The 15,610-nt window shown below is 69.5% G+C and carries 13 protein-coding genes; 4 read left to right on the top strand and 9 right to left on the bottom strand.

Annotation, left to right across the window (positions count from 1 at the left end):
- Positions 1-365: 365 nt before the first annotated feature.
- Together lon and WMF22_RS27075 are read left to right on the top strand one after the other, a co-directional pair.
- The gene (lon, locus tag WMF22_RS27080; RefSeq protein WP_012237635.1) at positions 366-2,819 is read left to right on the top strand and encodes an endopeptidase La; all 2,454 of its coding nucleotides are present in this window, start codon (positions 366-368) and stop codon (positions 2,817-2,819) included.
- Between the two features lie 289 nt (positions 2,820-3,108).
- Positions 3,109-4,263, top strand: coding sequence for an FHA domain-containing protein (locus WMF22_RS27075; RefSeq protein ID WP_438031656.1), 1,155 nt, complete (start codon positions 3,109-3,111; stop codon positions 4,261-4,263).
- A 13-nt stretch (positions 4,264-4,276) separates the two neighbouring features.
- Here the strand turns inward: WMF22_RS27075 and WMF22_RS27070 are convergent, their stop codons facing one another.
- Both WMF22_RS27070 and WMF22_RS27065 read right to left on the bottom strand, forming a co-directional pair.
- On the bottom strand, positions 4,277-5,332 hold the full coding sequence (locus WMF22_RS27070) for a hypothetical protein (protein WP_438031655.1): 1,056 nt from the start codon (positions 5,330-5,332) through the stop codon (positions 4,277-4,279).
- Positions 5,333-5,438: 106 nt separating this feature from the next.
- The gene (locus WMF22_RS27065; RefSeq protein ID WP_437292888.1) at positions 5,439-6,149 is read right to left on the bottom strand and encodes a hypothetical protein; all 711 of its coding nucleotides are present in this window, start codon (positions 6,147-6,149) and stop codon (positions 5,439-5,441) included.
- A 145-nt stretch (positions 6,150-6,294) separates the two neighbouring features.
- Here WMF22_RS27065 and WMF22_RS27060 point away from each other — a divergent pair, with 145 nt between their 5' ends.
- Entirely contained in the window at positions 6,295-7,002 is a 708-nt protein-coding gene (locus WMF22_RS27060; RefSeq protein WP_437292887.1) for a hypothetical protein, read from the top strand.
- Positions 7,003-7,067: 65 nt separating this feature from the next.
- Here WMF22_RS27060 and tssG read toward each other — a convergent pair whose 3' ends face one another.
- From tssG to WMF22_RS27035, 5 genes are all read right to left on the bottom strand, one after another.
- Positions 7,068-8,201 carry a type VI secretion system baseplate subunit TssG gene (gene tssG, locus WMF22_RS27055; RefSeq protein WP_437292886.1) on the bottom strand — a complete coding sequence of 378 codons (1,134 nt, stop codon included), beginning with the start codon at positions 8,199-8,201 and terminating at the stop codon, positions 7,068-7,070.
- A complete protein-coding gene (gene tssF / locus WMF22_RS27050; RefSeq protein ID WP_437292885.1) occupies positions 8,165-9,934 on the bottom strand; it encodes a type VI secretion system baseplate subunit TssF in 1,770 nt (589 codons plus the stop codon). Before tssF ends, tssG begins: the two co-directional genes overlap by 37 nt.
- Before the next feature lie 73 nt (positions 9,935-10,007).
- Positions 10,008-10,427, bottom strand: a complete 420-nt coding sequence (gene tssE, locus WMF22_RS27045; RefSeq protein ID WP_437541436.1) for a type VI secretion system baseplate subunit TssE — start codon at positions 10,425-10,427, stop codon at positions 10,008-10,010.
- Positions 10,428-10,473: 46 nt separating this feature from the next.
- Positions 10,474-10,959: a type VI secretion system tube protein TssD gene (gene tssD / locus WMF22_RS27040; RefSeq protein ID WP_437292883.1), complete on the bottom strand. Its 486-nt coding sequence runs from the start codon at positions 10,957-10,959 to the stop codon at positions 10,474-10,476.
- 137 nt (positions 10,960-11,096) lie between these two features.
- Complete coding sequence (locus WMF22_RS27035) at positions 11,097-11,609, bottom strand: Hcp family type VI secretion system effector (RefSeq protein ID WP_437292882.1); 513 nt, start codon at positions 11,607-11,609, stop codon at positions 11,097-11,099.
- A 536-nt stretch (positions 11,610-12,145) separates the two neighbouring features.
- Here WMF22_RS27035 and WMF22_RS27030 point away from each other — a divergent pair.
- Positions 12,146-13,063, top strand: a complete 918-nt coding sequence (locus tag WMF22_RS27030) for a hypothetical protein (RefSeq protein WP_437292881.1) — start codon at positions 12,146-12,148, stop codon at positions 13,061-13,063.
- Between the two features lie 249 nt (positions 13,064-13,312).
- Here WMF22_RS27030 and WMF22_RS27025 read toward each other — a convergent pair whose 3' ends face one another.
- Together WMF22_RS27025 and WMF22_RS27020 are read right to left on the bottom strand one after the other, a co-directional pair.
- On the bottom strand, positions 13,313-14,005 hold the full coding sequence (locus WMF22_RS27025; RefSeq protein WP_437292880.1) for a hypothetical protein: 693 nt from the start codon (positions 14,003-14,005) through the stop codon (positions 13,313-13,315).
- A gap of 90 nt (positions 14,006-14,095) precedes the next feature.
- On the bottom strand, positions 14,096-15,388 hold the full coding sequence (locus WMF22_RS27020; protein ID WP_437292879.1) for a type VI secretion system-associated FHA domain protein: 1,293 nt from the start codon (positions 15,386-15,388) through the stop codon (positions 14,096-14,098).
- Positions 15,389-15,610: the final 222 nt, after the last annotated feature.

Raw genomic sequence — 15,610 nt, 5'->3', positions numbered from 1 at the left:
CGCGTCGTTGACCCGGCGACCCGGCCGCCGGGGATCCTGCGCCGCGTCGCGCGCGCGCCAGCAGGTGGTGACGAGCGTGACGAGCGAGCGCTGCAGGTCGGAGTCGGAGCCGACCACCCGCAGCGTATCCTCATTCAAAAAAATGGCCAGGGCTGTGGCACGCGGCATGCGCCGTGTCTATGGTGAGTTCCCGTAGCCTCGCGGGCTGTCTTCCACCAAGAGCTGCCAGCAGGGCTCCGCGTTGCACCATCCGCATCCGTCTGGATGCAAGCCAAGATGACCGGGGCGCGCGGTGGCCGCGCGGCCCGGCTGCGTGTTGATGAAGGGGTTTACCTCCCCCGGTCGGGTGCCTAGAGGAGATCGCCATGTCCGAGAAAAAGAACCCGCCGATGCCGCCGCGCTCCGAGGAAGAGGTCGTCTTCGGCGACGAGCTGCCGGTTCTGCCGATCCGCAATGCGGTGCTGTTCCCGGGCGCCGTCGCGCCCTTCGATGTCGGCCGCGAGAAGTCGGTCGCGCTGGTGGAGGATGTCGACAACCTCCCCGGCCCGGTCATCGCGATCTTCGCCCAGCGCGATCCGTCGACCGACGATCCCGGGGCGGAGGACCTGTACCCGATGGGCTGCGCCGCGCGCGTGCTGAAGGCGCTGAAGCACAGCTCGGGCAACTACTCGTTGATCTTGCAGGGCCTCACGCGGATCAGGCTCGATAGCGTCACGGCCCACACGCCGTACCTGCGCGCCAAGATCCGCCGCATGGACGAGCCGGCGACGGAGGACGTCGAGGCGGAGGCGCTGGCGATGAGCCTGCGCGACATCGCGAAGCAGGTCATCCAGCTGATGCCGGAGCTCCCGCGCGAGGCGGGCTCGCTCATCGACTCCATCCAGGCGCCCGGCGCGCTCGCCGATCTCGTCGCGGCGAACCTCGACGCTCCGGTCGAGGAGAAGGCGCAGCTCATCGAGACGATCGACGTCAAGGAGCGCATCCGCAAGGTGCTGCGGCTGCTCACGCGGCAGCTCGAGATCCTGAAGATGCGCGAGCGCATCAACTCCCAGATCAAGGAGGAGATGGGCAAGAACCAGCGCGAGTACGTGCTGCGCCAGCAGCTCAAGGCCATCAAGGAGGAGCTGGGCGAGGACGACGGCGATCAGGGCGATCTCGACGGGCTCGAGGATCGCATCGCGAAGGCGAACCTGCCGACCGAGGCGGAGACCGTCGCGAAGAAGCAGCTGAAGCGGCTGCGCACGATGCAGGTCGGGTCGGCCGAGTACACCGTGGTGCGGACGTACCTCGACTGGATCCTCGACGTGCCCTGGACGCAGTCGACGCAGGACAACCTCGACATCGGCAGCGTCCGCAAGGTGCTCGACGAGGACCACTACGGCCTGGAGAAGGTCAAGAAGCGCATCCTCGAGTACCTGGCGGTCCGCAAGCTGAAGCAGGACAAGAAGGGCCCGATCCTCTGCCTGCTCGGGCCTCCCGGCGTCGGCAAGACGTCGCTCGGCCGGAGCATCGCGCGCGCCCTCGGCCGCAAGTTCCACCGGGTCTCGCTCGGCGGCGTGCACGACGAGGCGGCGATCCGCGGCCACCGGCGCACCTACGTCGGCGCGCTCCCTGGCCAGATCATCCAGGGCATGAAGAAGTCGGGGACGATCAACCCGGTCTTCATGATGGATGAGGTCGACAAGATCGGGCACGACTTCCGCGGCGACCCGTCGGCGGCGCTGCTCGAGGTGCTCGATCCGGAGCAGAACAACACGTTCGCGGATCACTACCTGGAGATCCCGTACGACCTGTCGCACGTGATGTTCGTCGCGACCGCGAACGTGGCAGATCCGATCCCGCCGCCCCTCCGCGACCGCATGGAGATCCTCGAGATCCCCGGCTACACGCGGAAGGAGAAGCTCGCGATCGCGCGGCAGCACCTGCTCCCGAAGCAGCTGTCGGAGCACGGGCTCACGACCGAGCAGCTGGAGGTCACGGACAAGGCGCTGGAGGAGATCATCGATCACTACACGCGCGAGGCCGGCGTCCGGTCGCTCGAGCGGCAGATCGCGGGCGTCATCCGCGGCGTGGCGGTGAAGGTCGCCGAGGGCGACACGCAGAAGCGGCGCGTCGACAACGAGGACGACCTGCACGAGTTCCTCGGCCCGGCGAAGTACACGAGCGAGGTCGCGGAGCGCACCGCCGAGAGCGGCGTCGCGACGGGCCTCGCGTGGACGAGCGTCGGCGGCGAGATCCTCTTCATCGAGGCGACGCGGATGTACGGCACGGGCAAGCTCCAGCTGACCGGCCAGCTCGGCGACGTGATGAAGGAGTCGGCGCAGGCGGCGCTGTCGTTCGTGCGCAGCAACGCGTCGAGGTACAGCATCGCGAAGGACTTCCTCGAGAAGAGCGATCTGCACATCCACATCCCCGCCGGCGCGATGCCCAAGGACGGGCCGAGCGCGGGCGTGACGATGTTCACGGCGCTCGTCTCGCTCCTCACCGGGATCAAGGTCCGCCACGACGTCGCGATGACGGGCGAGATCACGCTCCGCGGCCGCGTGCTCCCGATCGGCGGCCTGAAGGAGAAGGTGCTGGCGGCGCACCGCGCCGGCATCAAGCGCATCATCGTCCCCGAGCGCAACCGGGCGGATCTCGAGGAGGTCCCGAAGGAGGTCGTGGACGAGCTGCAGTTCTTCTTCGTGAGCCGGATGGAGCAGGTCCTGGAGGCCGCGCTCGAGCGGCTGCCCGAGCCCGCGCCCGCGACCGAGGAGTCGAAGGACGGCGAGAAGAAGGAGATCGAGAAGTCGGAGAAGAGCTCGATCGCCAGCAACTGATGACGGCCGTCGCCAGCGATCGCTGAGCGACCTGTCTGCGAGGCGCCGCGCGGCTCGAACGCGCGGCGCCTTTTTTCGTGCTTCTTTCGTGATTCGTGAAGACGCCCGCGCGGCGGCGACGGACACGTCTCCCTCTCGGCGAGCTTGGCGCGCTCGCGTCGCAGCGCGTGGCAGCGGCGTCGCATGGCCTGCGCCGCGCGGCTTGAACGCGCGGCGTGCTCGCGCGCTCTCGCCAAAGCGCGGCTTTCACCTCGACGGATGTCAAGCGAATCGGTAGCCTCGAGTCCGCATGAGGCCGTGTCCGAACTGCGCGTGGATGCTCAAGGAGACCGACGCTGCCTGCTCGATGTGCGGTACGAGCGTGGCGGGCGCAGCGCCTGGAGCCTCTGTTCCGGTCGCGCCTCCGCCGGTGCAGGCGGGGGCTGGCGCCTATGCTCCGCCTGGCCCGCCTGGCTATCCAGGGCAGCCAGCCGTCTCGGGTTATGGCGGCGCGGCGTCGCCAGGCTACGCGGCGGGGGGCGCGCAGGGCGCCTATCCACCTCCTCCTCAGGCCTACGGGGTCGGGGGAGGCGGGCTCGCGGTGCCGGCATCGCCGGGGGGAGGCGTCGCCTTCTCGACGGGCGCGGAAGCTCCCTTCCCGGTCTCACCCTGGGCCCGAGCGGCGCCTTCCGCGGGGCTCACGTCGCAGCCGGCGTCTCCTCCGATGAACGCGCCGGGCGTCCCGCCGGTCCAGCCGGCGCTCGGGGCGCCGGGGCCGGGTATGGTGCCCGGCGCGTCGATGGGTGGCGCGATGGGGCAGCAGCCCGTGGCGCCGGCGCCGGTCTTCGGCGCGCCTCCACAGATGGTTGCGCCCCCGCCGATGGTCGTGCCGACGGGGGCGCCGGGGCTGGTCGCGCCGCCGATGGTGCAGCCGGGCGTGGTGGCGCCGCCGCCGATGGTGCAGCCGGGCGTGGTGGCGCCGCCGCCGATGGTGCAGGGGGGCGCGGTCGCGCCGCCGCAGATGGTGCAGGGCGGGGTGCCGGCGGTCGCTCAGGCCAGGGCGCCTGCGATCGTCGCGCCGCCGATCGTCCAGGGCGCGGTCTCGGGCGCGGTGCCGCAGGTGGCGGCGCAGCCCGCGCGTGTCCTCGTCGGCTTCATCGTGACGTTCCAGAACGATCCCGGAGGCAGCTTCTGGCCGATCTACAGCGGCCGGACGCAGGTGGGGCGCGCCGGGGCGGACCCGGCGACGGAGATCGGGCTCGCGGATGCGAGCGCCTCCTCACGGCACGCGTCGATCCACGCGGATCCGACGACGGGTCAGGTCTTCATCGAGGACGACGGCTCGCGCAACGGCACCTTCGTCAACGAGCAGCGCCTCGGGCAGGGCGAGCGCCGGCAGCTGCGCGACAACGACCGGCTGCGCCTCGGGAGCACGACGTTCGTGGTGAAGGTGCTGGTCGCCTGAGCGGAGAGCGAGGCTACTGGCCGCCTGCGCCGCCTGCGCCGCCTGAGCCGCCTGCGCCTGCACCGCTTCCGGTGGTGGCGCTTGCGCTGCTGCTGGCAGCTGCCTGGCATTTGAGGAAGCCGCTGCTGTCGGTTCTGCACGTGCCGGTCGCGCAGTCGCTGTCCAGAGCACAGGACTGGCTTTCCGCACACCGCTTCGTGCAGAGCGTGCCTCCGCAGTCGATGTCGGTCTCCAGGCCGTCCTTCTCGCCGTCGAAGCAGAGCGGCGCCGGAGCTGGGATACGGCAGTTGAAGTACTCGACCACGACAGGCGGTTGCTCCACCCGCGTTTTTCCCTTCTCGAACTCCACTATCGAGTTGCTCTGCGGATAGTGAACGTTGAGCTTGACGGAGCCTGCGTAGTCGCCTGTCATCGTGGGGTCGGCATCAGGCGGGGGCTGGTTGCCCGCGTTCGCCTCGAGCACGGCCCGAGGCTGCAGCTGGTCTTGTCCTTCCGTCGCGCACTCCTGGATGTCGACGCGATTGAAGTGGTGCGATGACCCGTTCGTGCAGCTCACGTCGAGGGTGCTCCTGCCCTCCGGAGTCGCGAGGGTCATCGTCTTGCCGATCTTGATGGTGCTATCGGCGCCGGCGTCCGCGCACTCCGCCACGCCACCCTCTATCTCGTCCGCGGTGCAGGGCACCTGGACGGTCACGGAGTAGCTGAACTCTCCTGAGAACGTGACGGAGCCGCACTCCGCTGCCGTCCGATCGAGGCGCTTGAAGGCCATGGTCTTCGGGGGGAATGCTGCGATATCGAGAGGGGGATCGAAGACGATCTGGCCACCTTCATCGAGGAAGCAGACATCGAGCTTGTCGCGGCTCGCAAAGGCGCCGCTTGGTCCGTTTCCTGCGCCCGGCGTCCAGCACCCAGCCGCGGTTTCAGATTGGAACGCGTGGTAGCAGCTCTCGGGATCGTTGAGGAACGCGCAGATGTTCTCGAACTCCTCGCTGCAGCCGGGCACGGAGACGGCTGCGGTCACGGCGAGGATCGGAGCGACGGCGGCGGCGAGCAAGACGTAACGGCGCATGGGCGCAGTCTACGCGTTCTCCCCGAGCGTGGGCCAGCTTCGCAGAGGTCGCCGACGGCGCGCCGGCGGCGTGCGCCGCCTCCACCCCGCGCGGCGCCGGCTCCCCTCACAGCTCGGCGTAGGGCCCGGGGACGACGTACGCGTCGTCGTTGGCCGCGTACGTGAAGACGCCCCAGCAGACGAGCTTGTACTTGATGGCGAACGCCATCGCCTCCCTCAGGCTCGCCTTCGGCGCGAGCACGGCGAGGTTCGAGCGGCGGACGCCCCACCAGCCTGGCCCGTGCTGCAGCACCGCGTCGTGGAGATCCTGCGTCGCGTGCTTGGCGTCCTCGAGCACCGCAAGGCGCAGCCGGATGAACGACTTGTCGCGCGCGGGGAAGTCGAACCAGTACAGGTTCGACCTCGCCAGCTTCGGGGTGATGCTCCCGGCGCCCTGCGCCGCGAGGAAGCGGCTGAGATCCTCGGGCGAGAGCTTCTGGGTGACCGGGTGCGTGTCGACGCCGCTGCACGTCTCGGGGCCGATCTTGAACTCGCCCAGCGCGAGCGGCGCCTCGGGGCCGTTCTCGGGAGTCAAGAGGTTCCGATCGATCGCGGGCAGGTCGTCCGGGTACTCCACGCCGGCGTCGATGCCGCTGCACGCAGGGGCCCCCAGCGCAAGCGCGAAGGCTGCCGCGAGCGCGGGGCGCCGGGGCGCGCGGCGGCCAGGCGCCGGACGCTCGTGGCCCTGGCTCGTGCGGGTGGAGGGGGGGCTCGGCGCGCTCGCCGCCGGTGCTCCGGCGGGCTCGCCCTTGCGACTCGGTTTGCTTTCGTTGGACATGTCTCTCTCACGGCACGGGGTACCGCCTCGATCGGCGGGCGCAGCGCTGCCCGGGCCGGGCAATCATTCAATGCCGGGCACCCCGAGGGCAAACTCCTCGGCGAACATTTGGCTGGCGTGCCCTCGCTGGCCTAGAGTTCCCCCGATGAGGCACCTCGGAATGCCGATGCTCGCGCACGTCCCCGCCTTCCGCGCCCGCCGTCCGCTCGCCGCCGGAGCGGGGCGCGCGGGCGTGGCCTGCGCCGCCGTGGCCGCGATCGCGCTGCTCGCCGGCTGCGGCGGCTCCCCGACCGCCCCCAAGCAGGACGACGTCTTCTACCTCCACGGCGCGGCCGGCTCCCTGAGCAAGGACTCTAGCTTCGAGGTGTACTTCCCGCCGCTCGACGCGCCGGCGACGGACCGGGTGCCGCGCCGGATAGGCGTGGGCCTCATGAACGGCGACGTCCGCATGAGCCGCCCGATGGACTGGAACGTCGGCGGCGCCGACTACACGCCCGAGCGCCGCTTCATCACGTACCAGTCCCCGCGGCAGTTCCTGTTCTCGATCTACGAGCGCATCGACAGCCCCGAGGATCCGTGGCCCGACGTGCTCAAGCGCTACGAGGCGGACCTCGAGGAGCAGGGCGCGGAGATCCTCTCCGGCCGCGCGCCCGTGGCCACGGCGAACACCCAGGGGCGCAGCTACCTCGTCAAGGCGAAGATCCCGTCGAAGCCCATCTCGGACGCCTTCGCCCACGAGATCCTGCTCCGGAGCCCCCGCCGCATCCTGCTCGTGCAGATCGTGCACCACGAGAACGTCGACGCGAACGCCGACGAGATCTCGGCCGCGCTGCAGAGCCTCACCGTTTACTGAGCGCAGGGCGGGGCCGCGGCGCTCGCGCCTCCCGGCGGGCCCGCGGCGGCGGCGCTCGGCCTGGGTCACATCGGCGGGGGCTCGCCCCGATCGTCGTCGTCCTCGTCGTCGCCGCCCGCGAGGTGCTTGTCGTCGAGGGGGATCGTGATCACGAGCCGCTCCGCCGCAGAGCCGCCGATCCACGCGGTGCGCTTGAGCGTCGCGGCGCGCGGCGAGCCGAGCTGGAACCGCGGCGCCTCCTCCGTGTCCACGTGGATCTCGAGCATCACGTCGTGGATGCCCGGCGTGAACGTCTCGATGACGCCGCGGACCAGATCCTGCCGCCGACCCCCGGGCAAGAAGGAGAGGTACTCGTCGTAGCCCACCGGGCCGAGCACGACCTTGTAGCGGCCGGAGCCGTCGAACACGTAGCGCCCCAGGGTCAGGCTCTCGCCCAGCTGATGGTTCATCACGCCGAGCTTGTTCCTGAACGGCTTCTCGATCTTCGTCCAGTGGCCGACGAACTGCTCGATCTTCACGCCGATGTTGCCGAGCATCTCGGACAGCACCGTCTCCAGGTTCCTCGCCGAGCGCGACTTCGAGGCGAGGACCGACGCGTAGCGGAGGAAGAAGAAGCGATCGAGCGGCGTCTCGTAGCCGCGGAAGCCGTCGATGCCGACCGCGCAGAGCATCCGGCGCGAGAAGGGATCGGCGCCCTGCTTGCGGTACGTGACGGGCAGGCGGTACTTCGTCCACGCGCGGTAGAGCAGCGACAGGAGCCGGTGGTGGAAGACGTCGAGGAGCTCGCGGATCGGCTGCGGGCCGCCCTGGTAGTCGGCCTGCGCGATCTGCTCGATGAAGTACGCCGGCAGCGGCGACACCGAGCCGTACAGGGCGAGGAACGTGGTCGAGACGCGGGCGCGCTCCACGCCGTCGGCGGCCTTGACCGGCGCGAGCTCGCTTACGTCGCTCGAGGCGAAGATGAGCGAGGGGTCGCCGCGCAGCCGGATGCGCTCGTCCTGCACCGGCCCGAGCTGGCCCACCGGCGGCGCGGCAGGGAAGAGCCGCTCGAGCAGGTAGATGAGGCGGTAGTACGAGAAGCGTGGCGCGGTATCCGCGAAGCGCCGGAGCGTCTCCAGCGCGACGGGGTCGGCGCTCGCGGCGCCTCTCGGCGCAGCCGGCTTCAGATCAGCGTCAGGCTGCCGCTCTTCGGGTCCCATTTGTGCACCACGCGTGTATTCGTGCCGGTGACCGTCAGCTGCGTGAACGAGTTCAGCGAGACGTAGGACCCGAGCATCTCGTTCAGGATGCTCGCGAACAGGTACATCTCGCCCTCGCCGACGAACCCGCCCTCGTCGAGCTCGACGTCGACCGCGACGCCGCGCACCGGCGCCCCTCGGTACAGCCGATCCGTCGGCCGCACCCGGATCGCCTTGATCGCGGCCAGGCGGAGCTGGTTCGCGCGCGCCGCCTGACGATCGATGATCGCCTGGAAATTGTAGAGATCGACCGTCGCCCGGAGCACCTCGAGCTCGGTGATCGAGCGGTAGCTCATCGCCATGTGGGCCAAGACGCGCCACTGCAGCTCGCGCCCGAGCGGCGGCGGGAGCGGCGCGGTGACGCCCGTGAGGTTGGTGAAGCTCGCCACGGCGGGTGAGGTCGCCGTCGGCACCCTGAGATCGCCGAGCTTCAGCTGCGCCGGCAGGCGGCGGTTCGTGCTCGTCGCCTCGATGCTGATCACGTCGAACTCGGGGAGGGCACCCGCGTCCTGCGGGGAGCCGAACGAGAGGTACATGTCGATGCCGTCGCCGATGGCGGCCGGGCGGAGGTGCGCCTGGTAGAAGATCGTCCGCGCGGCGGCCTCGGGATCGAGCTCGTGCTGGAAGCTGAAGAACGAGGGGATCTCGACGCGCTGGCTCGTGCGCCGGGCGATGCCGACGACCTTGTCGATGCTGTGGATCTCGAAGGCCGAGGGCGCCGCGCCCGCCGGGCGGCAGAGGTACTCGTGCTTCGTGGCCTCGGGCTTGATCGGATCGCTCGTGTGCTCGAACAGGTTCACGACCGGCGAGCAGAACAGCCGGATGTTCTCCTTGCCGAGCCGCGTCCCCGGCGGGAGCCCGTCCCTGAACTGCAGCAGGATCGCGAAGCGGTCGGAGATCCGCTCCGCCGAGAGCGCCTGCAGGCCGGTCACCTCGAAGAACGCGAACTTCTGCGGGAGCGTGAAGAACTCCTGCAGGAGCCGGAACCCCGGGTAGACCGTCTTCGGGTACGGGATCAGCGACTCTTCATCGGAGAAGCCGGTGAGCCGCACGGCGCGCGCCGGGAGCGACGCGATCGTCGTGTCGCGCCCCGCGGCGTCCACCGCGGCGAGCGCGACGGTGTCGACGTGCGCCCCGACCCAGAGGCGGAGGTCGTCCTGCAGCCTGCGCTCGCCGTGGATGTAGAAGCGCAGCGAGGAGAGCGACAGGCCCGACAGCGCGGCGCCGCCGGTCAGGCGGAGCTCGATGCGGAGCGTCTGCGCGAGCTGCGCGCCCGTGTCGACGCGCACGTCCTCCACCGCGAGCGGCACGAGCTCGACGTCCTGGGTCGTGCGGAACCGGCACGAGACGCCGTCGACCGGCACCGACCCGACCTCCGCGTGCCGAGCGACGACGAGCTTCTCGCGCACCACGTTCGGGAGCGGCGTGAACTCGATGATCGAGGTCGCCGGGATCTGGCGGAGGTAGTGCGGAAAGAGCAGCGACGCGACCGAGTGGATCACCTCGGGGAGCTCGTCGTCGAGCTTCTGGCGGATCTTGCCGGTCAGGAACGCGACGCCCTCGAGCAGGCGCTCGACGTCGGGGTCCCCGCCTTTCTCCGCGAGCATGGGCGCGATCCCGGGGTAGGCGGCCGCGAACTCGCGCCCCAGATCCCTCAGGTAGGTGAGCTCGTCCTGGTAGTACTTGTTGAACATCCTCTCGCCACCGCCAGTCGACCGCCGGGGCCGAAGGCTGTCAACCGCCGTGAGCCAGGCCGCCGGGCGGGGGCTACGTCATCCGGACGTTGCCGCTCTGATCCACTGCAGCGCCGAGCCGGAGCGCTTGGCGACGGCCATCGGGAAAGTGGATCTGCGCGGTGATCTCGAACTCGAGGACCATCGACTGGATCGCGTCGCTGCGCAGGTGCCGGACCTGCACGTTCTTCAGCCGCGGCTCGTAGGTCTGGATGCAGTTCTTGAGCGAGCGCTGCACCAGGCCGATCGCCTCGGGGAACTCATGCAGCACCTCCGAGACCTCCATGAGGCCGTAGTCCGGGCAGGTCAGCGAGCTCCCCTGGCGGGTGTTCAGCATGTGCCCGAGGTGCGTCAGGATGGCCGACTCGAGGTCGTGATCCCGGTAGGTGTGCCGCTCCGTCGAGTGCGGGTCGGCCGCGTGCGCGATTCGGGTGAGGAGGGAGGCGCCGGCCACCGCGGGATCGTAGATCAGCTCGCCCCTCGAGCGGAAGCCCGCCCGCTCAGCGCGGGGTGAGCCAGTCGTCCTCCGCGGAGGCACCCCCGTCGTTCCAGGTCCAGACGACCTTCTGGTACGTGAACGCGACCTCCTCCTGCTCGGGCAGGCGCGATTGCCCCGGGTTCCTCACGTTGAGCATGTGGAACTGGATGCTCGAGATGTTCGCGTTCGTGAGCTGGACCGTGAAGACAGGCCTCTCGACGCCGATCGCGATCGACCTGTAGAACTGGAGCTCCCAGCGGGGGATGCTCTCGTTGTGGCTGAGAATGCTGAGGAGGAGCGGCGTGGACCGATCGAGGTCCTTCGTGACGATGAAGGGCTTGTGCATCCGCTTGCCCGTCGGGCGCCCGGTGACCGGGTCGCGCGGCCCCACCAGCGAGTGGAACACCTCGGTGACGAGGATGCTACCTTCTCGCCCCTTCTGGGTGACGGAGCCCCTGATTTCCCCTTGTCTTTCGCCGACGAGTCTGAGGTAGGCGCTGAGGGGCATGCCAACATTCTGAGCTTGCTGCGCGTGATGGCCATGCCTGATTTTGAGGAACCCCCTGATGCCCCAACGTCAGGACGACAAACGCAACCGGGCGACCCGAAGGTCGCCCGGTGCGACGAGACCTCAGCAGCTAGGTACTACCCCTGCGGCGTCTCCCAGTCGTCGTCCGCCTGACGCGCGCCGTCGCCGTCATCGAACGACCACTCGATCTTCTGGTACGTGAAGGAGACCCGCTCGTACTCCGGCCGATCCTTCGCGCCGTCCCCGCCGCGCGTGTTGTCCATGTGGAAGTCGATGCTCGCGACCGTCGCGTTCGTGAGCTTGACCGTGTAGTGGTTCTGCTCCTTGCCGACGTTCTTCGACGCCGCGGTGCCCGGCGTGTAGAACTTGAGCGTCCACTCCGAGATGCTCTCGTTGTTGACCAGGGCGTTGTAAAGAAGGGGGGTTGCCTTGTCGAGCTCCTTCGTGATCACGAAGGGCTTGTGCTGGCGCTTCCCGCTGGGCAGCCCGGTCGCCGGGTCACGCGGGCTCACGACCTGATGCTGCACCGAGATGACAGCGATCGACTTCTCGCGACCCTTCTGGGTGACCGAGCCATCGATCGGGCCCTGGGTAACGCCCTTCAAAACGAGGTGAGCTTGCAACGCCATGATCAAATGCCTCTTCCTTCAAGAACTCGCCGCCTGGGCTCAGTCTACGCCCCATTGCGCGCTGGCAGACGGTGCGCTCCGTCGGGACTAGGAGTTCAGAGACGCAGAGATAAGACTCTTATCGTATCTCTACCCCTGTTCGTCTCAGGGAGTCCAGAAGGTAACTCCCTCTTTGGGAGCGTCAAGACTTTTGTGTCCGGGAGCGGTGCGGGTTTCTTGGCATTCGGTTCGCTTTTGGTTGGGGTTTGGCTCGCGTCTGGTTCCTGAGGGCGCGCAATATTCCGTCGCGAAGCCATCGCTTCCATAAGAGGACGCGGGCGTGTCCATCGCGTTGCGGGCGTGTGGGGAACGTGACGACGCGCGGGGCGGCGGCGTGATCTGGCATGCGCGCGACCGCCGACCCGGAGAGAACGAGGCGGGCTGGCCGGCCAGAGCCGTTGGCCGGCCAGGGCCGTTGGCCGGCCAGCCCCGTTGGCCGGCCAGGGCGTTGGGTCGCGAACTCGCCTTGGCGACGCCTTGCATGATACGAAGAGCGCGTGAGCATCGTTCGCTTCGGCTCCGTCGTCGGCCTGGGGCTCGCCGCCGCCCTCGCGGGCTGCGGATCGTACCCAGAGCAGCCACACGGCGAGCTCCAGACACGCAAGCAGAATCCGATCCCGGTGTGCACGACCCAGCTGCCGCCTGCGAAGCGCGGGGCGGGCGGCAAAGCGGCCGTCCGCACCCTCGATCCAGACCAGTGGCTGAGCGTCGTCGTTCCCGGCTACAGCGAGGAACGGGGGATCGGGCCGACCGACGTCGACTGTACCGGCCACTACGTGTTCGCCAACGAGACCCTGCGCGGCGGCATCTCCAAGTCCGGCTGGCCGCGCAAGATCGACCCCGACGAGGTCGAGATCCGCTCCGGGCCGGAGGGGCTTCGCGCCGTGTGGGTGCGCGTCCTCAAGTTCGAGAACGGCGACGAGGGCGGCCTCGTCGCGCTCGTGCGAGCGGCCGGCGATCGCGCGGACGTCTACGGGGTCGGCAGCTTCCGCGCGCCCGCGAAGGGGACCAAGCTGTCCCCGGTGCGCCTCGGCAACGACAACCTCGTCGTGGCCGAGACGAAGGACTGCCCTGATCCCGACGACTGCCGACAACGAGCGCACTTCTACCTTGCGCGAAGGGGACGGCTGATCGAGGCGGCGTCCGTCGACCTGGAGCGGACGGCGGTGGTGCCCTCCGTCACCGAGCGCGGGCTCTACGCCCGCTACGCGCTGCGCACCGACGTCTCCTACAAGCCGAACGGCATTCAGCTGCTCGAGCAGGTGCGGGTGAAGATCGTGAAGCACGACGACGGCAACCGCGACAGCGACCGCGAGCTCCGCCGCGTCGAGTTCCAGCGATTCCTCCGGGTGGAGCGGGATACGATCTTCTCGTCGAACGATCCGCTCTGGGAGCGCGTCGTCGGCCAGGACTAGAGCGGCGGTCACCCGCTTCGGATACGGGCCCATCTCGACGTTTTCGGTGCTCAGCGCACCGGAGTGCGCTTGCGCGCCGAAAACGCCGAGCTGGGCCCGTCTCCTGTGCGGGTGACCGCCGCTCTGCGACGCTCGTGCCAGGGGCGGGCGGAAACCGCTGTAGAATGGCGGCCGAGGCCAGGGGGGCGCGGGGGACGGGCGGCCCCCTGGCTGCTCCCGCGAGCGGAGGGATGCCTGGCGGGGAGGCGGCTACCAGCAGAACAGCGCGTTGCCGTAGCCGCAGTTCGGGCGCTGGAGCATCGCGTAGGCGGTGCCGACGGCGAGGCCGCTCAGGAAGCCGGTGACGCCGCCGATCGCGATCTGACCGGCGTTCTCGTGCGGCCGCGTGTCGCCGGGGGCGACGCCGCGGGCGATGGTGGTGACGACCGAGGCGGTGAGGGGGATGGCCACATTGCCGATGAAGGCGCCGGCGTTGAAGCGGCCAGACGAGTAGCGGAACGTGTCGACCACGAAGATGCCCGTGCCCGCGCCCGTCGCGCCCCAGGAGGCGAACGCGTGCGTCGACGGGCCGCCGAACGACTCGCAGCCCGAGTCGGACACCGCCGCCTTCGTCTCGTCGATCGAGCAGCCAGGGCGCGTCGACTCGAGCGCGTTCTTGATAGGCAGGTCCACGAGCAGCGTCAGCGCGGTCATCGTCATGGCGGGCGCCATGACCGAGAAATGCCAGCGCCCCTTCCAGCCGACCGTGGCCTCGGGATCGCTGTAATAGACACGCGGCATCAGGAAAACGACGGAGCTTCCCAGCACGAGGCTCACGTCCGAGACCGTGGCCCAGTTCTTATCGCGTTGGACCGTCGTCTGCGCGGCCGCCTCGCGCGGGGCGAGGAGGCACGCGGCGACGGCCAGACAACCTGCTGCTACGACTTTCTCCCTGATTCGCATGAACGGCGCCTCGCGTTCCGCCGCGCCTCCGGCGAAGATCGGCGAGCCCAAGGCGCGGCTCGCCGCGCGAAGCCCCGCCGTTGTGGGGCGCTAGCGTTTGTTCGGATTCCCAGAGCCGGGGAAGCGGACGATGCTCCGGCCTCCCGACTCGCCGGACGACCCATAGTCCTCTGCGGCGGTCGCAGCGTACGCCCGAGAGAACTGCTCGCCAAATATTTCCCGAAAGGTCTCCTTGTCCTCCCCCGAATAGTCGCCGTGGCGGCGCTCGTAGAGCTTCCAGAGCTCCTCGTACCTGTTCGAGAACAGCCCGCCTTTCTTGCCCGCGCGCTCGAGCTTCTCCTCGAGCGTCTTCGGGGAGAGCTTCACGAGCAGCGACCTCACGCCCCCCATCACGCCGTTCAGGAGCGCGATCTGGTGGCTCATGACATCCACGAAGATCTCGTGGAGGTGCCGCGCGGCGTCCGGGCCCCCGACCGGCGTGAGCAGGACCGTGCCGAGCTCCTTCGCGTCCTGCGCGTTCGCGACCTTGTCCGTCTCGGCGGAGCGATCGCGCGCCAGCACCTCGGCCTCGAACTCCTGATAGCCGTCGCGCAGGCTCACGAAGCACTTCAGGAAGACGTCCATCGTGTCGCGGAGCCGCCGCGCGAAGTTGACGATGCCCGCGACGTCGTCCGGGGGCTTCGCGCCGGGCGCGAGGGCGCCCGCGAGCTCGGAGAGCGCTGCGAACGCCGCGTTCGCGGGGGCCAGCTCGCCGAGCGTGCGGTAGTCCACGCCGTAGTACTGAGAGATCTTCTGAAAGTCCCGCTCCGCGAGCACGCTCGGGTGCTCCTCGCCGAGCCGGCGCAAGTAGCTCTGGCGCGCGTCGGGCGGGAGGCGCGCGAGGTGATCCCAGATCATCCGGTAGACCGCGGCCCACGCGGTCCGGTACGCCTCCAGGTACGGGACCACCTGACGCAGGTAGGGGTCTTCTCCGCCGGGAGCGGCGCGCTTCTGCGGGCTGATCAGCGCGGAGAGGTTGTCTCCGCCCGTGCCGAGCAGCGTGCCGTCGTTCGGGCTCTCGGACTTCAGCGGCGCCTCGATGATCGCGAGCCGGATCTGGATCGGGCCGATCGTGATCTCCGGCTGGCCGGTCACGTCCACCGAGGTGTCGCGCGCCAGCCGGTGCCCCGCGAACATCGTCCCGTTGGTGGAGCCGAGGTCGCGCACGAAGATCCGGCGATCGCGGACGTCCACCGCCGCATGGAACTGGGAGATGTAGGGCCGGTCGATGTGAAGGTCGTTCAGCTGATTCCTGCCGATCCGGACAGGGAAGCGCTCGAACGAAACGTCGAAGCTTTGGTTGGCCTGGGTGTCGGACACGCGGGCCGAGAGCGCCGCCGGCATGGGGGCAGACTAGCAGACCCGCTCCGCCGGACGGGAGTGCCTGACGTCCATCCGCACCCTACGGCCCGCCAGTCTGCGTGCAGCCCACCCAGAGGCCACGCCGAGGCCCGAGAGGGCGCCGAGGCCGGCCGAGAGGGCGCCGAGGCCGGCCCCCCAGCGGCGCGCCACGCCCGGCTCGCCCGGGCCGGCCGGTTTGTTGACCGGTTTGCCTACATGGTGCGA

Origin of the sequence: Sorangium sp. So ce204 (assembly GCF_051526795.1) — a bacterium.
Classification (GTDB): Bacteria; Myxococcota_A; Polyangia; order Polyangiales; family Polyangiaceae; genus Sorangium; species Sorangium cellulosum_B.
This window is presented reverse-complemented; position numbering and strand designations above follow the sequence as displayed.